This window comes from Streptomyces cyaneofuscatus (assembly GCF_042718795.1).
Lineage (GTDB): Bacteria > Actinomycetota > Actinomycetes > Streptomycetales > Streptomycetaceae > Streptomyces > Streptomyces cyaneofuscatus_A.
Genome location: NZ_JBHXOX010000013.1, coordinates 1 through 19,717 on the forward strand (window position 1 = coordinate 1; position 19,717 = coordinate 19,717).

The 19,717-nt window shown below is 73.7% G+C and carries 19 protein-coding genes; 10 read left to right on the forward strand and 9 right to left on the reverse strand.

Translation table 11 applies throughout. The features are described 5' to 3' along the window. The coding region (locus tag ACFWRT_RS16415; protein WP_381121309.1) for an HAD-IC family P-type ATPase at window positions 1-948 on the forward strand (948 nt) is incomplete at its 5' end. A gap of 19 nt (window positions 949-967) precedes the next feature. Here ACFWRT_RS16415 and ACFWRT_RS16420 read toward each other — a convergent pair. The 4 genes from ACFWRT_RS16420 to ACFWRT_RS16435 form a co-directional block, all read right to left on the reverse strand. Beyond that, complete coding sequence (locus ACFWRT_RS16420) at window positions 968-1,843, reverse strand: 5-oxoprolinase subunit C family protein (RefSeq protein ID WP_380954361.1); 876 nt, start codon at window positions 1,841-1,843, stop codon at window positions 968-970. Further along, window positions 1,840-2,610, reverse strand: coding sequence for a 5-oxoprolinase subunit B family protein (locus ACFWRT_RS16425; RefSeq protein WP_380954419.1), 771 nt, complete (start codon window positions 2,608-2,610; stop codon window positions 1,840-1,842). Before ACFWRT_RS16425 ends, ACFWRT_RS16420 begins: the two co-directional genes overlap by 4 nt. Before the next feature lie 23 nt (window positions 2,611-2,633). Next, window positions 2,634-3,383, reverse strand: coding sequence for a LamB/YcsF family protein (locus ACFWRT_RS16430; RefSeq protein WP_380954421.1), 750 nt, complete (start codon window positions 3,381-3,383; stop codon window positions 2,634-2,636). Between the two features lie 85 nt (window positions 3,384-3,468). Further along, window positions 3,469-4,167, reverse strand: a complete 699-nt coding sequence (locus ACFWRT_RS16435) for a maleylpyruvate isomerase family mycothiol-dependent enzyme (protein WP_380954363.1) — start codon at window positions 4,165-4,167, stop codon at window positions 3,469-3,471. Between the two features lie 81 nt (window positions 4,168-4,248). Here ACFWRT_RS16435 and ACFWRT_RS16440 point away from each other — a divergent pair, with 81 nt between their 5' ends. After that, a complete protein-coding gene (locus ACFWRT_RS16440; protein ID WP_380954365.1) occupies window positions 4,249-4,983 on the forward strand; it encodes an HD domain-containing protein in 735 nt (244 codons plus the stop codon). 214 nt (window positions 4,984-5,197) lie between these two features. Beyond that, on the forward strand, window positions 5,198-6,484 hold the full coding sequence (locus tag ACFWRT_RS16445) for a Cmx/CmrA family chloramphenicol efflux MFS transporter (protein ID WP_380954422.1): 1,287 nt from the start codon (window positions 5,198-5,200) through the stop codon (window positions 6,482-6,484). Window positions 6,485-6,579: 95 nt separating this feature from the next. Here ACFWRT_RS16445 and ACFWRT_RS16450 read toward each other — a convergent pair whose 3' ends face one another. Together ACFWRT_RS16450 and ACFWRT_RS16455 are read right to left on the reverse strand one after the other, a co-directional pair. After that, a complete protein-coding gene (locus tag ACFWRT_RS16450) occupies window positions 6,580-6,849 on the reverse strand; it encodes a DUF4031 domain-containing protein (RefSeq protein WP_073877099.1) in 270 nt (89 codons plus the stop codon). Next, window positions 6,846-7,214 carry a hypothetical protein gene (locus ACFWRT_RS16455; protein ID WP_380954367.1) on the reverse strand — a complete coding sequence of 123 codons (369 nt, stop codon included), beginning with the start codon at window positions 7,212-7,214 and terminating at the stop codon, window positions 6,846-6,848. The genes ACFWRT_RS16450 and ACFWRT_RS16455 overlap by 4 nt, the downstream gene beginning before the upstream one ends. A 106-nt stretch (window positions 7,215-7,320) precedes the next feature. Between ACFWRT_RS16455 and ACFWRT_RS16460 the strand changes: the two genes are divergently transcribed. The 4 genes from ACFWRT_RS16460 to ACFWRT_RS16475 all read left to right on the forward strand — a co-directional run bounded on the left by ACFWRT_RS16460 (window position 7,321) and on the right by ACFWRT_RS16475 (window position 11,636). Next, on the forward strand, window positions 7,321-8,244 hold the full coding sequence (locus ACFWRT_RS16460) for a MurR/RpiR family transcriptional regulator (RefSeq protein ID WP_380954369.1): 924 nt from the start codon (window positions 7,321-7,323) through the stop codon (window positions 8,242-8,244). A 56-nt stretch (window positions 8,245-8,300) separates the two neighbouring features. Continuing rightward, complete coding sequence (gene murQ, locus ACFWRT_RS16465; RefSeq protein WP_380954423.1) at window positions 8,301-9,272, forward strand: N-acetylmuramic acid 6-phosphate etherase; 972 nt, start codon at window positions 8,301-8,303, stop codon at window positions 9,270-9,272. 48 nt (window positions 9,273-9,320) lie between these two features. Further along, window positions 9,321-10,901 (forward strand): PTS transporter subunit EIIC, encoded by a 1,581-nt coding sequence (locus ACFWRT_RS16470; protein WP_380954371.1) that lies wholly within the window; start codon window positions 9,321-9,323, stop codon window positions 10,899-10,901. A gap of 105 nt (window positions 10,902-11,006) precedes the next feature. Continuing rightward, complete coding sequence (locus tag ACFWRT_RS16475) at window positions 11,007-11,636, forward strand: NADPH-dependent F420 reductase (RefSeq protein WP_380954372.1); 630 nt, start codon at window positions 11,007-11,009, stop codon at window positions 11,634-11,636. Between the two features lie 17 nt (window positions 11,637-11,653). Here the strand turns inward: ACFWRT_RS16475 and ACFWRT_RS16480 are convergent, their stop codons facing one another. Continuing rightward, the gene (locus ACFWRT_RS16480) at window positions 11,654-13,297 is read right to left on the reverse strand and encodes a DHA2 family efflux MFS transporter permease subunit (RefSeq protein ID WP_463288370.1); all 1,644 of its coding nucleotides are present in this window, start codon (window positions 13,295-13,297) and stop codon (window positions 11,654-11,656) included. A gap of 128 nt (window positions 13,298-13,425) precedes the next feature. Here ACFWRT_RS16480 and ACFWRT_RS16485 point away from each other — a divergent pair, with 128 nt between their 5' ends. Continuing rightward, window positions 13,426-13,947, forward strand: a complete 522-nt coding sequence (locus ACFWRT_RS16485) for a MarR family winged helix-turn-helix transcriptional regulator (protein WP_380954374.1) — start codon at window positions 13,426-13,428, stop codon at window positions 13,945-13,947. A gap of 36 nt (window positions 13,948-13,983) precedes the next feature. On the opposite strand, the gene ACFWRT_RS16490 is transcribed toward ACFWRT_RS16485, so the two are convergent. After that, window positions 13,984-14,601 carry a Uma2 family endonuclease gene (locus tag ACFWRT_RS16490; protein WP_380954376.1) on the reverse strand — a complete coding sequence of 206 codons (618 nt, stop codon included), beginning with the start codon at window positions 14,599-14,601 and terminating at the stop codon, window positions 13,984-13,986. Window positions 14,602-14,814: 213 nt separating this feature from the next. Here ACFWRT_RS16490 and ACFWRT_RS16495 point away from each other — a divergent pair, with 213 nt between their 5' ends. Then, window positions 14,815-16,725, forward strand: coding sequence for a PP2C family protein-serine/threonine phosphatase (locus ACFWRT_RS16495; RefSeq protein ID WP_380954378.1), 1,911 nt, complete (start codon window positions 14,815-14,817; stop codon window positions 16,723-16,725). Window positions 16,726-16,756: 31 nt separating this feature from the next. Further along, window positions 16,757-17,164 (forward strand): response regulator, encoded by a 408-nt coding sequence (locus ACFWRT_RS16500; RefSeq protein ID WP_380954379.1) that lies wholly within the window; start codon window positions 16,757-16,759, stop codon window positions 17,162-17,164. 53 nt (window positions 17,165-17,217) lie between these two features. Here the strand turns inward: ACFWRT_RS16500 and ACFWRT_RS16505 are convergent, their stop codons facing one another. Then, the gene (locus tag ACFWRT_RS16505; protein ID WP_380954380.1) at window positions 17,218-19,683 is read right to left on the reverse strand and encodes an ATP-binding protein; all 2,466 of its coding nucleotides are present in this window, start codon (window positions 19,681-19,683) and stop codon (window positions 17,218-17,220) included. Between the last annotated feature and the right edge of the window lie 34 nt (window positions 19,684-19,717).

Consider the following 19,717-nt stretch of genomic DNA (forward strand, 5'->3'; position numbering starts at 1 on the left):
GACACCATCGTCCTCGACAAGACCGGCACGGTCACCACCGGCAAGATGACCCTCCTCGCCGTCCACACCGCCGACGGCACCGACGAGAACGACGTGCTGCGGCTGGCCGGAGCCCTGGAACACTCCTCCGAACACCCCATCGCCCAGGCGGTGGCAGCAGGCGCAACTGATCGCCTCGCCTCCGACCTCCCCACCCCCGAGGACTTCGCCAACGTCCCCGGACTCGGCGTCCAGGGTGTGGTGGACGGGCACGCCGTCCTCGTGGGCCGGGAGAAGCTGCTGGCCGAGTGGGAGATCCGGCTGCCGGAGACGCTGGCCGCCGCCAAGGCCGAGGCCGAGCGCGCCGGGCGCACCGCGATCGCGGTCGCCTGGGACGGCGAGGCGCGGGCCGTGCTGGAGGTCGCGGACGCGGTGAAGGACACCAGCGCCGAGGCCATCGAGCGGCTGCGCGCGCTCGGGCTCACCCCGATCCTCCTCACCGGCGACAACCGGGCCGTCGCGGAGGCGGTGGCGGCCGAGGTCGGCATCGGTGCCGATGACGTGTACGCGGAGGTCATGCCCGAGGACAAGGTCGCCGTCGTCCAGCGCCTCCAGGCGGAGGGCCGGAGCGTCGCGATGGTCGGCGACGGGGTCAACGACGCCGCCGCCCTCGCCCAGGCCGACCTGGGTCTGGCCATGGGGACGGGCACGGATGCCGCGATCGAGGCCGGTGACCTCACCCTCGTACGGGGAGACCTGCGGGTCGCAGCGGACGCCATCCGGCTCTCGCGCCGCACGCTCTCCACGATCCGGACGAACCTGTTCTGGGCCTTCGCCTACAACGTCGGCGCACTGCCGCTGGCCGCCGCCGGGCTGCTCAGCCCGATGATCGCCGGGGCCGCGATGGCGTTCTCGTCGGTGTTCGTGGTCGGCAACTCGCTGCGGCTGCGGGGCTTCAAGGGGGCCTAGGAGTAAGCGGCGGGGCGGCTCACGCCCGGACGAAGAACCGCACCCGCGTTCCCGGAACCGCCTGCGCCGCCCCGGCGAGGGCGGTTTCCGGTACGACGCCGACAACCGGGTAGCCGCCGGTCGTCGGGTGGTCGTTGAGGAAGACGACGGGCCGGCCGTCCGGGGGCACCTGGACCGCCCCCAGGACCATGCCCTCGCTGGGCAGTTCGCCGTCGCGGGCCCGCTCCAGGGCGGGGCCTTCGGTGCGGAGGCCGATGCGGTTGCTGTGCGCGGAGACCCGGTAGGCGGCGGTGGTGAGCGTGCGGAGGGCTGCGGGCGTGAACCACGCGTGGCGCGGGCCGAGGTGGAGGGGCAGGACCAGCTCGGCGGGGGCGCCGGGCCAGGGGGCGTTGCCGTCGTACGTCGGTGGCTGCCCGGCCGGTTCGCCCAGAGGCAGCGTGTCGCCCTCCGCGAGGGGGGCCGGGCCGAGGCCCGAGAGGAGGTCGGCGGAGCGGCTGCCCAGCACCGGTTCCGGCTCCAGGCCGCCCGCGAACGCCAGATAGCCGCGTACGCCGTTGAGCGCGGGACCCACGTCCAGCACCGCTCCCGCCGGGACCCGGACGGGCGCGCCCCATGCCACGGGGAGCCCGTCGACGGTCACCCGGCTCCCCGCACCGCCGACGACGGCCACCACGGGCCGGCCGGGGCGGACGGCGCACCCGGTGACGGTGGTCTCCAGGAGGGCGGCGCCCGGCGGGTTGCCCAGGAGCCGGTTGGCCAGGCGGGCGGCGGGCGCGTCGAGGGCCCCGGCCCGCCCGACGCCGAGGTGCGCCCAGCCGGGCCGGCCGGCGTCCTGGACGGTGGTGAGGGCGCCGGGCCGGACGACATGGAGGAGCCCGTTCCGTACGGCGGTCATGAGCCCGTCTCCGTACGAGGCAGGGGTACGGCTCCGGGTTCAGCGGCCACGAACCGCACCCGGGTCCCGGGCCCCAGCAGCGCCGCCGGTTCCCTGCCCGGGTCCCACAGGGCCGCCGCCGGGCCCGCCATCCGCCCGATGAGCTGCCAGCCGCCGGGCGAGGGGCGCGGGTAGACCCCGGTGTACGGCCCGGCGAGGGCCAGCGCCCCGGCCGGAACCCTCGTACGCGGGGTCGCGCGCCGGGGCACATGCAGCCGCTCGGGCAGCCCGGTGAGGTACCCGAACCCGGGCGCGAACCCGCAGAAGGCCACCCGGAACGCGGTACGGGAGTGGAGTGCGGGCACCTCGTCGGCGCCGACGCCCCAGAGCGCGGCGACCTCGTCCAGATCGGGCCCGTCGTACACGACGGGGATCTCGACCGCGCCGCGCTCCTCGCGGCGCAGCGGCGGCACGGACCAGGAGAGGAGTTCGCGCGCGAGCCGGTCGCGGGCGGCGGGAACGCGCCCGCCACCGCGGCCATCACCGCGCGCGATGCCGTCGATGCCGTCGATGCCGTCGAGCAGGACGGTCCGGGCGCCGGGCACGATCTCGCGTACGCCGGGCAGTGCGCCCTGCTCGCGCCGGCGCAGGAGCTCGGCGTGGAAGGCCTCGGCGTGGTCGCCGTCGGCCAGTTCGACGAGGAGGGCGTGCGCCCCGGCAGGCAGCACGCGCACCTCACGTACGTCACACGCCTCGCGCGCCTCATGCGCCTCGCCCGCCCCGCTCACCTCCGTACCGTCGTCCCCCCGGCTCACGTGAACGCCTCCACCAGCACGCCCGCGCCCTCCAGCGCCGTACGCACCCGGCGCGCGAGCGCGGCGGCGCCCGGGGTGTCGCCGTGGACGCAGAGCGAGCGCGCCTCGACGGGTATCCGGCTGCCGTCCACCGCGGTGACCGCCCGGTCGAGCGCCATGCCGACCCCGCGGCGTACGACGTCGTCGGCGTCGTGCACCACCGCCCCCGGTTCGCCGCGCGGGACCAGCGTGCCCCGCGCGGTGTACGCCCGGTCGGCGAAGGCCTCCTCCACGGTGGGCAGCCCGGCGGCGGAGGCATGGGCGAGCAGGTGGGAGCCGGGCAGCCCGAGGACGGCGAGGCCGCCGCCAGCGAGCCGGACGCCCGCGACGACGGCGGCGGCCTGCTCCTCGTCGTGGACGGTCCGGTTGTAGAGGGCGCCGTGCGGTTTGACGTACGAGACGCCTGCGCCGGCCGCCTCCGCGAACACCCGCAGGGCGCCGATCTGGTAGGCGACCTCGGCGGCCAGCTCATCGGCCGGCACCTCCATCGAACGGCGCCCGAACCCGGCCAGATCCCGGTAGGAGACCTGCGCCCCGATCCGTACGCCGCCTGCCGCCGCCGCATCGCAGACCCGCCGCATGACGGAGGCGTCGCCCGCGTGGAAGCCGCACGCCACGTTGGCGCTGGTGACACAGGCGAGGAGCGCTTCGTCGTCGGTCAGGGTCCAGCGGCCGAAGCCCTCGCCCAGGTCCGCGTTCAGGTCCATCTTCACCGGGCGCACGCTATTGACTGCGCTCGCGGTCGACAAGAGCCGGTCCGAGGAGCGGAAGGCCCGCCGCCGCTCCCGGTGCTCAGTCCTCCAGCTTCGGCGGCCGGTCGAAGAGGTGCAGGTCGTCCTCGTGTACGCCGTGCAGCTCGTAGCGCGTGCCGACCAGCGGACGGTTGGCGTACAGGCGGATCAGGGTGGGCCCGTCACCGTGGTACCGGCCCGCCGGCCGGCCGTCGGGCGAGGGGACACCGAGCGGGCGCGGCACCGCCCAGCCCTCCCCCTCCCCCTCCACGACCGCGGCGATCTGCGACATCTCCTTCCGGTACGCCACGCCCTCCAGCAGGCCCAGGGCGTACGGGAGTCCGCGCCCCGCGTACGCCCCGTCGAGGCCCCACGCCTCGCGTACGTCCCCCGCGTGCACCCACTCGCCGAGCGCGACCCCGTCCAGCTTCCCGCCCGCTGCGGCGATCACCGGACCGGCCTCGGTCATCCCGCGCTCCAGCTCGTCCAGGAGTGCGGGCAGGGGCACCCCGTCCCGCTCCTCGATGTCCCGATCGTTGGACTCGGGCGAGAACACCCCTTTCTCCAGCCGGTCCTCGACCACGCGGGTCAGGGCGGCGGCGCAGTGCGCGAGGACATGGCGAACGGTCCAGCCGGGGCACGCGGTGCGCAGGGCGAAGGAGGACTCGGGGGTGGCGCGCAGGAGCGGGAGGAAGGCGTCGCGCTCGGTGCGCAGGAGCAGGCCGGGGAGTTCGGGATCGCGTACAGGAGCAGAAGTCATGATCTCAGCCAACCGCAGGGAGGCCGCCGAGCGCGGCGGGATGCCGGAATCCGTACGGGACGCAGCCTCTAAGGTCGTCCCATGACGGACAGCCCGCGCCCCCGCGACCCCCGTACCGCCCTGGTCGACCGCTGGCGGGACACGCTCCTCGCCGCCCGTTCGGGAGCGCCCGACGCCGGTCCCGATGCCGGTCCCGACGCCGGTCCCGATGCCGACGCCGGTCCCGATGCCCGTGCCGACGCCGGTCCCGATCCGCTGCCGTACGCCGAGAACCTTCTGGACCGCTGGGACGAGCCGCAGCGGCGCTACCACACCACCGCCCACCTGACGGCGGTCCTGGACCGGATCGACACCCTCGCCCCGTACGCCGCCGATGTGCACGCGGTGCGGCTGGCCGCCTGGTTCCACGACGCGGTGTACCGGCCCGACCGTACGGAGAACGAGGAGCGCAGCGCCGCCCTCGCCGAGCGGGCGCTGCCCGAGGCGGGGGTGGGGGAGGCGGTGACGGCGGAGGTGGCGCGGCTGGTCCGGCTCACCGTGACACACGACCCGGCCGACGGGGACCGGAACGGGGAGGTGCTGTGCGACGCGGACCTGGCGGTGCTGGCGGGGAGCCCGCAGGAGTACGCGGCCTACGCGGCGCAGGTACGGGAGGAGTACGGGTTCGTGCCGGACGAGGCGTTCCGGGCCGGGCGGGCCGGCGTACTGCGGCAACTCCTCGCGCTGCCGAGGCTGTTCCGTACGCCGCACGGGGCGGCCGCGTGGGAGGCGCGGGCCCGGCACAATCTGGCGACGGAGCTGGAGTTGCTGGGGTAGCCGTCCGGTCCGCGGTGACCGGCGCATGTTCCGGTTCCTTCACGGAATTGTTCCGGTCACCCCCTGGCCCGGCTTGCGACCCCTGACGAACGTCAACGTCCGGCATCGCGGTTGCCCCCACTTCGACGACTCGACGCGAAGACCGGGAATGCGGATCCGTTCGGCGGTGTTGCGAGGTGTCATGCCCGACTCCACCTCCCGCCGCCGCACACCCATGCCGCTGGCCGTATACATCCTCGGCCTCTCGGTCTTCGCCCTCGGCACCAGCGAGTTCATGCTGTCGGGTCTGCTGCCGCCGATCGCCGACGACATGAACGTCTCGATCCCGCAGGCCGGGCTTCTCATATCCGCCTTCGCGATCGGCATGGTGGTCGGCGCCCCGCTCCTCGCCGTGGCCACGCTGCGGCTGCCGCGCCGGACGACCCTGATCGCGCTGATCTCGGTCTTCGGCCTCGGGCAGGTGGCGGGCGCGCTGGCGCCGACGTACGAGGTGCTCTTCGCCTCCCGGGTGGTGAGCGCGCTCGCCTGCGCGGGGTTCTGGGCGGTCGGGGCGGCGGTGGCCATCGCGATGGTCCCGGTGAACCAGCGGGCCCGGGCGATGGCCGTGATGATCGGCGGGCTGTCCATAGCCAACGTGCTGGGCGTGCCGCTGGGCGCCTTCCTCGGCGAGCACCTCGGCTGGCGGTCGGCGTTCTGGGCGGTGGGGGTGGCGTCGGCGGTGGCGCTGGTCGGGGTCGTCACCCGCATCCCGTACATCCCGCTGCCGGAGAAGAAGCCGCAGCTCCGGCAGGAGCTGGCGATCTACCGGGACCGGCAGGTCTGGCTGGCGATCGTGATCACCGCCCTCGCGGCGGGCGGGGTGTTCTGCGCGTTCAGCTACCTGGCGCCGCTGCTGACGGAGGTGGCGGGCCTGGACTCGGGGTGGGTGCCGTGGATCCTCGGCCTCTTCGGGGTCGGCGCGCTGATCGGTACGACGATCGGCGGCCGGGTCGCGGACGCGCACCTCTTCGGGGTACTGCTCAGCGGGATCACGGCGTCCACGGTGTTCCTGGCGGCGCTGGCGCTGTTCGCCTCCAGCCAGGTCGCGGTCGTCGCGCTGGCGTTCCTGCTGGGCCTGTCGGCGTTCTTCACGGCCCCCGCGCTGAACGCCCGGATGTTCAACGTGGCGGGCGCGGCCCCGACGCTGGCCGGTGCCACGACGACGGCCGCGTTCAACCTGGGCAACACGAGCGGCCCGTGGCTGGGCGGCACGGTGATCGACGCGGACTTCGGCTTCGCCTCCACGGCATGGGCGGGCGCGGCGATGACGGTCCTGGCCCTGGCGGCGGTGGCGGTGTCGCTGCGGCTCCAGCGGGGTGGGGGCGGCGTCTCGCGTTCGCGGCTGATCGCGAAGAGCGCGGCCGGGGCGGAGCGGGCGGCGCGTCCGGGACGTACGGCACCGGTAGCCGGAACAGCCGAGTGCGCGGCGGGGGCACAGGGCCCCTCCCCCACCCAGCCCTGAGCAGCGCGAACGGCCCCCTTTACGCCGACGCGCGCCCTTTACGCCGACGCGCGCCCTTTAAGCCATCGCGCGCCCTTTACACCGTCGCCCGCCCCTTAAGCCGTCGCCCGCCCCTTCGGCCGCCGGAGCCCGGCGGCGGTGAGGCGGCGCACCAGTTCCTTCGAGCCGATCTCCCGCGCACCGGCGCGTACCGCGTCCGCGTAATACGCCTCCGGTACGTCGTAGTGGTCGCGCTCGAAGGCGCGCGGCGGGCAGCCGATCGCGGCGGCGAACGCGTGCAGCTCCTCGAACGACACATCGCTGACCAGGTGCGACCAGAGGCGGCCGTGTCCGGGCCAGGTGGGCGGGTCTATGTAGAGGGTCACCGCCGCAGTACCTCGCCCAGCGAACCCACCGGCGCGACGGCCACGGCCGCCTTCACGCACACCCAGTGCGGGTCGGGCCCGAGCTCCGGCTCCACGTCCAGCGCGTGCGGCTCGCCCTCGGCGCAGGCGGGGCACAGCGGCCACCGCCCGTACTTCTCCAGCAGGGCGTCCTGCACGTCCTGGGCGACCAGCCCGGCGACGAACTCCGCACCCTCGGGCCACTGCTCGACCCACCACCGGCGGTGCGTCACGGCATCCTCGACGAGCGAGACGACATCGGCCTCGGCGACGTCGCCCGCGACGAGATCGGCCATGACCAGCGCGCGGGCGGTGTGCAGTGCCTGCTCCAGGGGGTTCAGCTCCATGCTCCCCATTGTGCGCCCGCGCGCGTGCGGGGCGGCGCCAGAGGTAGGGACCACCGAGGGTCCACAGGGGGTTGACGGACTCCTGGGTTGAAAATATCTTTCAGATGTGACCCAAGACGTGAAGGAAATTTTCAGCGGCGACTCCCCGCCCGCTCCCGCGGCCCTCGCCGCGAAGGTGCGGACGCTCGCGCCCTCCATGACCCGCTCCATGCAGCTGGTCGCCGAAGCCGTCGCGGGCGACCCGGCCGGATGTGCCGCCCTCACCGTCACCGGTCTCGCCGAGCTCACCGGCACCAGTGAGGCGACCGTCGTCCGCACCGCCCGCCTCCTCGGCTACCCCGGCTACCGGGATCTGCGCCTCGCGCTGGCCGGGCTCGCCGCGCACCAGGAGTCGGGGCGGTCACCCGCCGTCACCGCGGACATCGCGGTGGACGACCCGATCGCCGAGGTGGTCGCCAAGCTCGCCTTCGACGAGCAGCAGACCCTCGCGGACACCGCCGCCGGGCTGGACACCGTCCAGCTCGGCGCCGCCGTGGCCGCCGCGTCGACCGCCCGCCGCATCGACATCTACGGCGTGGGCGCCTCCTCCCTCGTCGGCCAGGACCTGGCGCAGAAGCTGCTCCGGATCGGGCTGATAGCCCACGCCCACACCGACCCGCACCTCGCGGTGACCAACGCGGTGCAACTGCGCGCCGGCGACGTGGCGATAGCGATCACACACTCCGGCTCGACCGGTGACGTCATCGAGCCGCTGCGGGTCGCGTTCGACCGGGGGGCGACGACGGTGGCGATCACCGGACGGCCCGACGGGCCCGTATCGCAGTACGCGGACCATGTGCTGACCACGTCCACCGCCCGCGAGAGCGAGCTGCGGCCCGCCGCCATGTCGAGCCGGACGAGCCAGCTCCTGGTCGTGGACTGCCTGTTCATAGGCGTGGCGCAGCGGACGTACGAGACGGCCGCGCCCGCCCTCGCCGCCTCCTACGAGGCGCTGGCCCACCGCCACAGCCCGCGCTCCTCCACCCGTTGATCCAGCACGACCGGCACGCGTACGAGAACAAGCACGAGAAAGCAGAGCCGCCCTCCATGACCTCCACCACCAACGCCTCCGGCACCGACAGCTACGGCACCGACAGCTACGGCGAGCTCCGCGCCCAGTTGGCCACGCTCACCACCGAGGCGTTCCGTCCCGAGCTCGCCGAGATCGACCGGCTGCCCACGGCCGAGATCGCGCGGATCATGAACGGCGAGGACGCCACCGTCCCCACCGCCGTCGCCGAGCGGCTGCCGCAGATCGCCGCCGCGATCGACGCCGCCGCCGAGCGGATGGCCCGTGGCGGCCGGCTGATCTACGCGGGCGCGGGCACGGCGGGCCGGCTCGGCGTGCTGGACGCCAGCGAGTGCCCGCCCACCTTCAACACCGACCCGTCCGAGGTCGTCGGCCTGATCGCGGGCGGCCCGTCCGCCATGGTGAAGGCGGTGGAAGGGGCCGAGGACAGCAAGGAGCTGGCCGCCGCCGACCTGGACGCGCTGAAGCTGACGGCGGACGACACGGTGGTCGGGATCTCCGCCTCCGGCCGTACGCCGTACGCGATCGGCGCGGTCGAGCACGCCCGGGACCAGGGCGCGCTCACCATCGGCCTCTCCTGCAACGCGGGCTCGGCGCTCGCCGCCGCCGCCGAGCACGGCCTGGAGGTCGTCACCGGCCCCGAGCTGCTCACCGGCTCGACCCGGCTGAAGGCGGGCACGGCGCAGAAGCTCGTGCTCAACATGATCTCGACGGTCACGATGATCCGGCTCGGCAAGACGTACGGGAATCTCATGGTCGACGTCCGCGCTTCCAACGAGAAGCTGCGGGCCCGCTCCCGGCACATCGTCTCCCTGGCCACCGGCGCGTCCGACGCCGAGATCGAGGCCGCGCTCGCCGCCACCGACGGCGAGGTCAAGAACGCGATCCTGGTCGTCCTCGGCCAGGTCGACGGCCCCACCGCCGCCCGGCTCCTGACCGAGTCGGACGGGCACCTCCGCGCCGCCCTCGCGGCCGTACGCACCACCTGACCCACCCCCTGGGCCCCCCACGCCCCGCACAGCAAGGCACCTCGCACCATGGCCACTGAAGACAAGAACCGCGCCACCGCCGCCGCGATCCTCCCGCTCGTGGGCGGCGCCGCGAACGTCAGCTCCATCGCCCACTGCATGACCCGGCTCCGCCTCGGTCTGCACGACCGGTCCCTCGTCGACGACGAGGCGCTGAAGGCCCTGCCCGCCGTGATGGGCGTGGTCGAGGACGACACGTACCAGATCGTGCTGGGTCCGGGCACGGTCGCGCGGGTCACGCCGGAGTTCGAGCACCTGGTGGAGGAGGCCCGCGAGGCCGCGCCCGCGCAGGCCGCGGTCTCCGCCGACGACCTGGCGGCACAGGGCGCGGCGATCAAGGCACAGCAGAAGGCGAAGAACGCCACCCCCTTCAAGCTGTTCCTGCGCAAGATCGCCAACATCTTCGTACCGCTGATCCCGGCGCTCATCGGCTGCGGCATCATCGCGGGCCTCAACGGGCTGCTGGTGAACCTGGGCTGGCTGCCCGCCGTGACGCCCGCGCTGGCGGCGATGGCCTCGGGCTTCATGGCGCTGATCGCGGTGTTCGTGGGCTACAACACGGCGAAGGAGTTCGGCGGTACGCCGATCCTGGGCGGTGCGGTCGCGGCGATCATCGTGTTCCCGGGCGTCGCGAACATCGACGCCTTCGGCCAGACGCTCTCGCCCGGCCAGGGCGGTGTGCTCGGCGCGCTGGGCGCGGCGGTCCTCGCCGTGTACGTGGAGAAGTGGTGCCGCCGCTGGGTACCGGAGGCGCTGGACGTCCTGGTGACCCCGACCCTGACGGTGCTGATCTCCGGCCTGGCGACGATCTTCGGCCTGATGTACGTGGCCGGGGAGATCTCCTCCGCCATCGGTACGTTCGCGGACTGGCTGCTCTCCACCGGCGGCGCGGGCGCGGGCTTCGTCCTCGGCGGCCTGTTCCTGCCCCTGGTGATGCTCGGCCTGCACCAGGCGCTGATCCCGATCCACACGACGCTCATCGAGCAGCAGGGCTACACGGTCCTGCTCCCGATCCTGGCCATGGCGGGCGCCGGCCAGGTCGGCGCGGCGATGGCGGTCTACTTCCGCCTCCCCCGCAACGAGTCGATCCGCCGCACCATCAAGTCCGCCCTCCCGGCAGGTCTGCTGGGCGTCGGCGAACCCCTGATCTACGGCGTCTCGCTCCCGCTCGGCCGCCCGTTCATCACGGCATGCGTGGGCGGGGCGTTCGGCGGCGGCTTCGTCGGCCTGTTCAACCAGCTCGGCGACACGGTCGGCTCGACGGCCATCGGCCCCTCCGGCTGGGCCCTGTTCCCGCTCCTGGACGGCAACCACGGCCTGGGCTCGACGATCGCGATCTACGGGGCCGGCCTGCTGGTCGGCTATGTGGCGGGCTTCCTGGCCACGTACTTCTTCGGCTTCAGCAAGGACCTGCTGACCGAGTTCAACGTCTCCCAGGAGCCGCAGTCGTCAACGGTCGCGGCAACAGGCGGCCCCCACCCGGCCACGGACGCGGACGCGGACCGGGCGGACGTCCCCGGCTCAAAGGACTCCACAGATCCCGGCTCCACGGACCCGGGCTCCCCGGACAAGGCACCGGCCCGGGTCTGACGGCTCACAGGAGTGGCGCGGCCTGAGAACTACGCCTCAGGTCCCGCCCCACCCCCGCCTCCCGCCCGATCCGCCCCGCAGCCCCCGCTGGCTAGCGTCGTCCCCATGCGTATCGGACTGCTCGGCACCGGAAACGTCGCCCGCGCCCTGGCCCACGGCTGGCGCGCCGCGGGACACGACGTCCTCCTCGGCTCACGCCACCCCAAGGAGCGCACCGACCTCGGCCTCCCCGTCGCCACCCTCGACGAGACGGCCGCACACGCGGAGGTGCTCGTCAACGCGGTGCCGGGGGGTGTCTCGGTGGAGCTGCTGCACTCCATCGGGGCCCCGGCGCTGGCCGGGATCCCGCTGATCGACGTCGGGGTCGGCCTCTCGGACGACTTCACGCAGCTCACCCACCCCAACAGCAGCCTGGGCGAACTGATCCAGGAAGCCTTCCCCCTGACCCCCGTCGTCAAGACGCTCTGCACGGTGGACTCCACCACGATGACCTCCCCGGGCGACCTGACCGAGCCCGGCACGGTCTTCCTCTCCGGCGACGACGCCGAGGCCAAGCGGATCACCGGGCGGCTGCTCACCGACCTCGGCTGGCCGGCCTCCTCGCAACTGGACATCGGCGACATCACCACCGCACGCGGCCAGGAGCACTTCGCGTTCCTCTTCATGGGGATCGCGGGCGGGGTGGGCTCGCACACCTTCAACATCAAGGTGGTGACGCGCCCGGCGGCCCCCTAGGGCCGGCCGGGGTCCCGTCAGTGCAGCGCCGGTTCCGCTTCCCGCGCAGGGCCCGAAGCGTCGCCGTCCGCGACCGGAGCGGACGGGATGAGGAACGACGCGATCAACCCCAGCAGGACGAACCCGGCGGCCACGTAACCGCCGAGGACGACCCCGTCCGTCATCGCCGCCCTGGCCGCGTCCGCGACGGAAGCCGTCTGCGGGTTCGCGGCCAGGGGGCCGATCGCGGCCCCCGCGCTGTCGGTGACCGCCCCGGTGAGCCGGTCCGCCTCGCCCGCGGGCAGGCCGCCGCCGGTGAGGCGGTCGTTCAGCCGGGTGCTGAGCGTGGTGAAGAACACCGTGGTCAGAGCGGCGATACCGAGCGCGGAGCCGAGCTGCCGGAAGGCGCTCTGCACCCCGGACGCCTGACCGGAGCTGGCCTCGGGGACGTCGTTGAGGACGACGTTGGTGACCTGCGCGGTCGCGAAGCCGACGCCGATCCCGTACAGGAAGAGCACCAGGGAGACGGACCACCAGGAGCTGTCCGGGGCGGCGATCAGCCCGATCCCGGCGAGCCCCACGACCTCCAGCGCCAGTCCGACGCGTAGCTGGCCGAGCGGGGCCACCTTGGCGGCCATGCCGAAGCTCGCACCGCTGGCGACGAAGGAGCCGATGGCCACGGGGACCAGGGCCAGTCCGGCCTGGAGGGCGCTGTAGCCGAGGGTGAACTGGAGCCACAGCGGCAGGATCGCGACGACGCCGAACTCGCCGATGCCGATGATCAGCGTGGCGATGTTGCCGCTCCGGAACGAGGCGATGGAGAACAGGCTCACGTCCATCAGCACCCGGTCCGGGTCACCGGCCCGGCCGAGGACGATCTGCCGCCGTACGAACGCGAAGAGGCTGACCGCCGAGAGGACCAGCGCCACCAGCACCGGCGAGGGGCCGCCGGACCAGGTGAGGCCGAAGACCTCCAGCGGGTGCACGGTGGTGATCCAACCGTACGTACGCCCCTCGACCAGCCCGAAGGCGAGCAGCCCGAGGGCGGCGACGGAGAGCAGCGCCCCGGGTACGTCGATACGGCCCCGGGTCCGGGGCGAGGGCGCCATGTACAGCAGCACCCCGGCTCCGACCAGTACGGACAGCGGCACGTTGATGCCGAAGGCCCAGCGCCAGGAGACATGCTCGGCGAGCCAGCCGCCCAGCAGCGGGCCGAGCGCGGCGGCGGCGCCGATGGTCGATCCCCACACGGCGAACGCCTGACCGCGCGCCTTGCCGGTGAAGGTCGCCTTCAGCAGGGAGAGCGAGGTCGGCAGCAGCATCGCCGCTCCGGCGCCCTGGAGGAAGCGGGCCAGGATCAGCAGCCCGCTGTCGGGCGCGAGCCCGGCCAGCACGCTGGTCGCCCCGAAGACGACGACACCGCCGAGGAAGATCCGGCGGGCCCCGAAGATGTCGGCCAGCCGGCCGGTGAGCAGGAGCAGCGCGGCGAAGACGATCGCGTACGACTCCTGGATCCACTGCGCCTGGACGGAGGTGGCGTCCAGGTCCTCGATGACCGAGGGGACGATCACGTTCACGATCGTGGTGTCCACCACGATCAGTGCCACCCCCAACGCGATCGCGATCAGGCCGAGCCACCGGCGGGTGGCGGACGGTTCACGCACAACAAATCCTTCCATCATGGAATAGTTCCATGAAGAAAGTAAGCTGAGGGCGATAGGTTGTCAAAGGCGGCGGGGCCCGGTGCGCGGCGCAGGCCGTAGCAGTCGGCGAGGGTCGGCATGGCCTCGGAGGAAGGGTGGCGTTGGCCGTGGAGGAATCGGCACACAGCGGTGTGGCGGCGCAGCGGGAGCGGCTGATCGAAGGGCTCCGGGCCTACGGCGGCCAGTTCACCGAGCTGAGCCGCCTCTTCGCCGACTGGCTGGGCCTGCACTCCACCGACGCGGCCGCCCTGCTGGAGGTCGCCGCAGCGGAGGAACGGGGCACCCCGCTCTCACCGGCCCGCCTCAGCGAGCGGATCCTGCTCTCCCCGAGCGCGACGACAGCCCTGCTGAACCGCCTCGAACAGGCGGGACACATCATCCGCAGCCGGGAGCACACCGACCGGCGGGTCATCACGCTGCGCAGCAGCGCGTACGTCCAGGAGCGCGCGGACGAGTTCTTCCGCCCCCTGGGCGTCCGCCTGGACGCCGTCATGGCCGGGCATCCGCCCGAGGTCCTGGCCGGCTTCGAGGCCCTGCTCGGCGACCTGAGCCGGAGCATGGACGGTTACATCGCCGAGCGGAGCGAGGGGGGCCGGGAGGGCGGCCCCGGGGGCCCGTCGGTGGGTTGACCTGCGGGAGGGGGGCCGGGGGTGGGACCCGTACGCCTACGGGGCGACAGCTCCTGGGAACTCCCCCGTCGGGAGCGACACGTCGAAGGGTGCCGGGAGGGTCAGCGGCTTGCCGAAGGGCACCGCGTCCGTGTGCTTGAACGTGCCGTCCTCGTTCGGCTCCGTGAACAGCGTGGACATGGCGCCCCGGGTGTCGAAGCGGTCGATCAGCAGGTACATCGGAACGCCGGCGCGGGCGTAGGCGCGGTACTTCTTGGTCCGGTCCTCGCGCGCGTTGCCCCTCGACGTGATCTCGACGACGAGCAGCGCCTCGGCGGCATCGAGCGGGTCGCTGGTCTCCGGGTCGGCCGCGGCGATCAGTTCGGTCGGCATGACCACCAGATCGGGGACATAGAGCTTTCCCAGCGGCGCCACGTGGATGCCGAGCGTCTGGTAGATCCCGAGCCCGTCGGGGAGCCCCCGGTAGAGGCGGCGCTGGACCATCTCTGCGATGCCGTTGTGGTGCGCGTGCGGCGGTGGTACCAAGACGATCTGCCCCTCGTCGATCTCGGCGCGCCACCCCGCGGGCACGTCCAGTTCTCGCCATGTCTGGAGCAGGTAGTCCCACGCGCGCGCACTCGGTGCGTGACTGTTCTCGACGAACGCTGCGGTCATCGCGTGTCCCTTCTTCCGTGGCCTTGCCGAGAGGCTAGATCGGAGGTCTCGCGGCCGTACGCCGCTTTGTCCAGCGTCCCACGAACGAGTGCCCGCGCACAGGACCGCTCGCCCGCCCCGTGACCCCTCCCACGGCATGGATTCCGGCCCGCCGGTCATACTGGCCGAGGACGGAGGACTAAGGGCCTCACACGGAAACCGGAGGGCGGGGACATGGTCGACGACACCTGGTCCAGTGCGCTGCACCGGCTCTGGCAGGCCGCTTCGCGGGCCGAGGAGGTCGCGGCGCTGGCGGACGACGTCTACGCGCCGCTCCTCGCCACCCCGGGCGTCCACCTCGTGGTGGGCACCCGGTGGGACGAGAAGCACGTCCTGCGGTACATGCGTGCCCTGAGCGCCGGGAGCGACAACCCGGTGATCGTCGCCACCACGCGGTCGATGCCGGAGGCCGCCGAACGGGAGCCGGGCGGCGCGCCCGTGCTGACCCGGGCCGCCGTGGAAGGTCTGGACGACGCGGTGTGGCCGGAGGCGGAGTTCCTGCGGCAGGCGCCCGGGGCCTCCGTCGTGGCCTGCACCTTCCGGCTGGACCAGCGCGGCTGGGCGGCGCTGGCCCTCGCCGTGGACGGAACGGCGGACCTGGGGGTCGTCGAGAGCCGTCTGGCGCAGGCCGTCGACGTCATCGTCGCCTGCCACACCGGCATCCTCCAGCGCGGCCGCGAGGCGCGACGGGCCGCAAACGACGCGCTGCTCGCCGAGGCCTCCCTCCAGATGGACTCGTCCCTGGACGTGGAGGACACCCTGCGCCGGGTGGCCCGGATCGCCGTACCGGCCGTCGCCGACGGCGCTCTCGTCCACCTGCTGCGCGGCGAAGGGCCGGAGTTCGTCGCCGCCACACACGTCGCCGTCCAGCAGCAGCGCGCGCTGGAGGAGGCCGGCCGCCACGACCCGTGGCTGGCGGCGCTGCTCGCGCGGCGGGGCGAGGACGAGGACACGGTGTTCCTCAGCGGCGCCGCACTCGACGGCTCGCCCTTCGCCGAAGCCGTCAGCGAAGCCGTCGCCGAAGCCGTCAGCGAAGCGGCTCCCGAAGGCGTCAGCACATCCGGCGCGAACGGCACCGGCACCGGCATCGGCACCCGCACCGCCGCCGACGCGAGACCCGCCGGGGACAGCCCCCACCCCACCGTCGTCAGCATCAGCACCCTCCGCGCCCGGGGCCGCGTCGTCGGCAGCATCGCCTTCGTCTACCAGCGGCCCGAGGCCCGGCTGCCGGACAGCGCCTTCCTCCGCAGCCTCGCCACCCGGGCCGCGCTCGCCATCGACAACGCCCTGCTCTACGAGCTCCGCCGCACCGCCGTCCTCTCGCTCCAGGAGCACCTGCTCCCCTCGCAGCTCCCGGTCACCGACCAGTGGGACCTGTCGGCCAGTTACGAGGTCGGCGACCCCATGCTCGACGTGGGCGGCGACTTCTACGACGCCGTCCCCCGCCCCGACGGGTCCATCGCCCTCCTCATCGGCGACGTCTGCGGACGCGGCGCCGAGGCGGCGGCCCTCACCGGCCTGGCCCGCCACACCCTGCGCACCCTCCTGGAGGAGGGCACCGCCCCGGGCACCGCCCTCAGCCGGCTCAACCGGGCCCTGCGCCAGGAGCGGGCCAGCCGCTTCCTCACCGCGGTCGTCGCCACGCTGACGCCGCGACCCGACGGCACGGCCCTGCTCAGCACATGCAGCGCGGGCCATCCCCCGCCGCTCGTGCTCCGCGGCGACGGCACGGTCTCCGAGGTGCTCTCCGGCGGGCTCCTCCTCGGTGTCCTGGACGACGTCTCGTACGACAGCCACGAGGAGCGGCTCGCACCGGGCGACACCCTGGTGCTGTTCACCGACGGGCTCACCGAGTCCCGGGAGGCGGACGGCACGTTCTTCGAGAGCGTCCTGCCCGGGCGGCTCGCCGCCCTGCGCGGGTCCGACGCCGCCCACATCGCGGAGAGCCTGGCCCGGCAGGCCAAGGTGTTCCGCGATTCCGGTCAGGACGACATCGCCCTGCTCGTGGCCCGCTGGACCGGCATACAGCCCGGCGCGGACCTGCTCCCCCACGACCTCCCGTTCGAACAGGCGGCCCTGCGATGACCACACCGACCGGCCGACAGGCAGGCCCTCGATGAACAGCGACGGGCTGATCCTCGTCGTGGAGGACTCGGAGGAGGACACCGAGGCCATCCAGCGGGCCCTGTCCCGCTCCCACCCCTCCCTGCACGTCGAGTTCGCCCCGCGCAGCGACGCCGTGGTGCCCCGCCTCCTCGACCCGTCCGCCCCCACGCCGGACCTGGTGCTGCTCGACCTCAACATGCCGGGCATGAACGGCCTGACGCTCCTGTCCCACCTGCGCGCGCAGCCCGCGTGCGCGTCGCTGACCGTGGTGGTCTTCACCTCGTCCACCTCCTCGGCGGAGGAGGACGCGTGCTACGCGGCGGGCGCCGACAGCTACATCTACAAACCCGTCAACTTCGAGCTGTTCCAGACGGTTCTGCGGGGCGCGGTCGACTTCTGGATGTCGCAGAAGGCATAGCAGAGGGCAGAAGGCGGAGGGCAGAGGGTTCGGGGGTTCGGGGGTTCGGGGGTTTACGGGGTGCCGGTGGCACCCAGCGTGAACCACACCGCCGTCCCCGGACCACCGCCGGGCGCCGCCGCCGGGCTCTCCAGCCACAGCCGCCCCCCGTGGCGCTCCACGATCCGCTTGACCACGGCGAGGCCCACGCCCGAGCCGCCGCCCCGCTCCTCGCGGCGGTGCAGCCGACGGAACAACTGGAGGACGTCCTCCTGCTGGTCCGGCGGGATGCCGATGCCGTTGTCCCGTACGACGACGGCGGTGACGGGCGCTCCGCCCTCCCCGCCCGGCTCCGCCACCGGCACCGCCTCCACCCAGACCCGCCGCTCCTCCGCCGTCCCCTCGTCCGCCGCGTACTTGGCCGCGTTGACGAGCAGGTTCTCCAGCACCTCGCGCAGCCGCTCCCGGTCCGCCCGCACCCGGGGCAGCGGAGCCGGGCGCACCACCGTCACACCCTGCTCCGCCAGCCGGCCCCCGGCCACGAGCAGTGCGTCGTCCACCACCTCGTCCAGCTCCAACTCCTCGCGCTCCAGCCCCACTTGACCTAGGCGCGAGAAGTGCAGCAGGGAGTCCAGCAGCCCGTCCATGCGCTCCGCGAGCCGACGCACCGTGGTCAGGCGGCGCAGCGAGGTGGTGTCCAGTACGGCACCGGCGTCCTCGACGATGAAGGCGGCCGCGTTCGAGATCCCCCGCAACGGCTCCTTCAGGTCGTGGGCCGCCGCGTGCGCGAAGGAGTCCAAGTCCTCGTTGGTCCGGGCGAGTTCGGTGTTCCGCGCCTGCAGCTCGACCAGGTGCCGGCTGAGCAGCCCCGACATCTCCCGCCACAGCTCCCCGGCCACGACGCGCTGCGCGGGGCTCCACGGCATGCTCCGCCCGCGTACGGTCGCCCGGTGGACGGCGCCGGAACCGCGCGGGGTCAGCCGCTCACCGCCCGGCCCCGTCCGCACCGGGCGCGCCGGGTCGGCCGCCCACTCCCGGGGCGCGGGCTGTTCCCGGCGCCACCACGCCAGCAGGTCGCCGTCCCGGTTGAAGGGCAGGAAGAGCAGGCCCGCCGGCACCCCCTGCGCCTCCGCCTCCGCAGCGTCGAGCCCCAGCACCTCCGGCACCCGGTCACTGCTCCACACCTCGCCCACCGGACCCGCGCCCGCCAGCCGCTCCAGCAGCCCGGGGAGCGCGGGCGGGACCGGGTCACCCGTCGCCGACACCTCCGCACCCCGACTCCGAACGAGCAACGCACCGTCCGCACGCAGGAGTTCGGCCATTCCGGAGCCCGGTCGCAACAACGCGTCCGGCTCCTGCGCGCTGATCCGGGCCAGCAGCGCGGCGAGCGCCCGCCGGCGCCCCGACAGCTCGTCCGCCTGCTCGCGCTCGGCGACGGCCGCCAGTTGCAGGGACAGCGCGATCCCGAAGAACTCGCAGGCCGCCCGCACTTCGGGGGTCAGCCTGCGCGGCTCGTCACCGTGGCAGGCGATCAGGCCCCACAACTCGCCGTCGCGCAGCAGCGATACGGACATGGACGAGGCCACGCCGATGTTGCGCAGGTACTCCAGGTGGTAGCCGGAGACGGTACGGAGTGTCGAGCCCGACAGGTCCAGCGGCTCCCCGGTCCCCTCCCGCACCTCCGGCAGCAGCCCCACCGTCGCGTCGTCCACGTCCCCGATGACCCGGATCCAGTTGCGGGCGTAGAGGCGGCGCGCCTGCGGCGGGATGTCGCTGGCCGGGAACCACAGCCCCAGCCACGGCTCCCGCCCCTCGTTACGCGCCTCCGCGATGACCTGGCCGGGCCCCTCGGCACCGTCGAACCGGTACGCCACCACCCGGTCGTACCCGGTGAGCGCCTGGACCTCCCGTACGGCGGCCGCACAGCACTCGGTGACGTCGGCGGCACCCTGGAGCCGGTGCAGGGCGCGGCGCACCCGGGGATAGAAGTTCTGGAACACGAACGGCCCGTCCGCGGCCCGTGGTTCGAACTCCAGCACCAGCAGCTCGGCGACCCGGTGGACGGTCACGTCGAAGGGCCGCACCCGCCCGTCGCCCGACTCCAGCGAGAGGGACAGCACACCGGAGGCCGTGGGCCCGTCCGAGGACCCCGCCGACGCCCCGCCCGAGGACCCCGCCGACGCCCCGCCCGAGGACCCAGCCGGCGCCCCGTCCGAAGAGCCGTCCGAAGAACCCCCTGAGGGCCCGGCCGCCTCCACGCTCTCCCGCGCCAGCGCCCACTGCTCGTCCCCGATGAGCTCCGTGACCGGTCGCCCCACCAGGTCCTCGGCCGCCCGGCCCAGCACCTCGCCCGCGTTCCGGCTCACCGTGTCCACGACGGCGTCGTGCAGCCGGGCGGCGACCAGGGCGCCGTACGACTGGACGCCGCCGAGCAGGTGGATCGGCTCCCTCACGCACTGGGAGAGGTCGAACTCCTGGCTCACCCCGGCCTCGGCCGCCACCGCTTTCGGGGAGAGCCATCCCCGTACGTCGTCGGACACTGCCTTATCTCCGTCCCGCCGCCCGTCGCCCCGT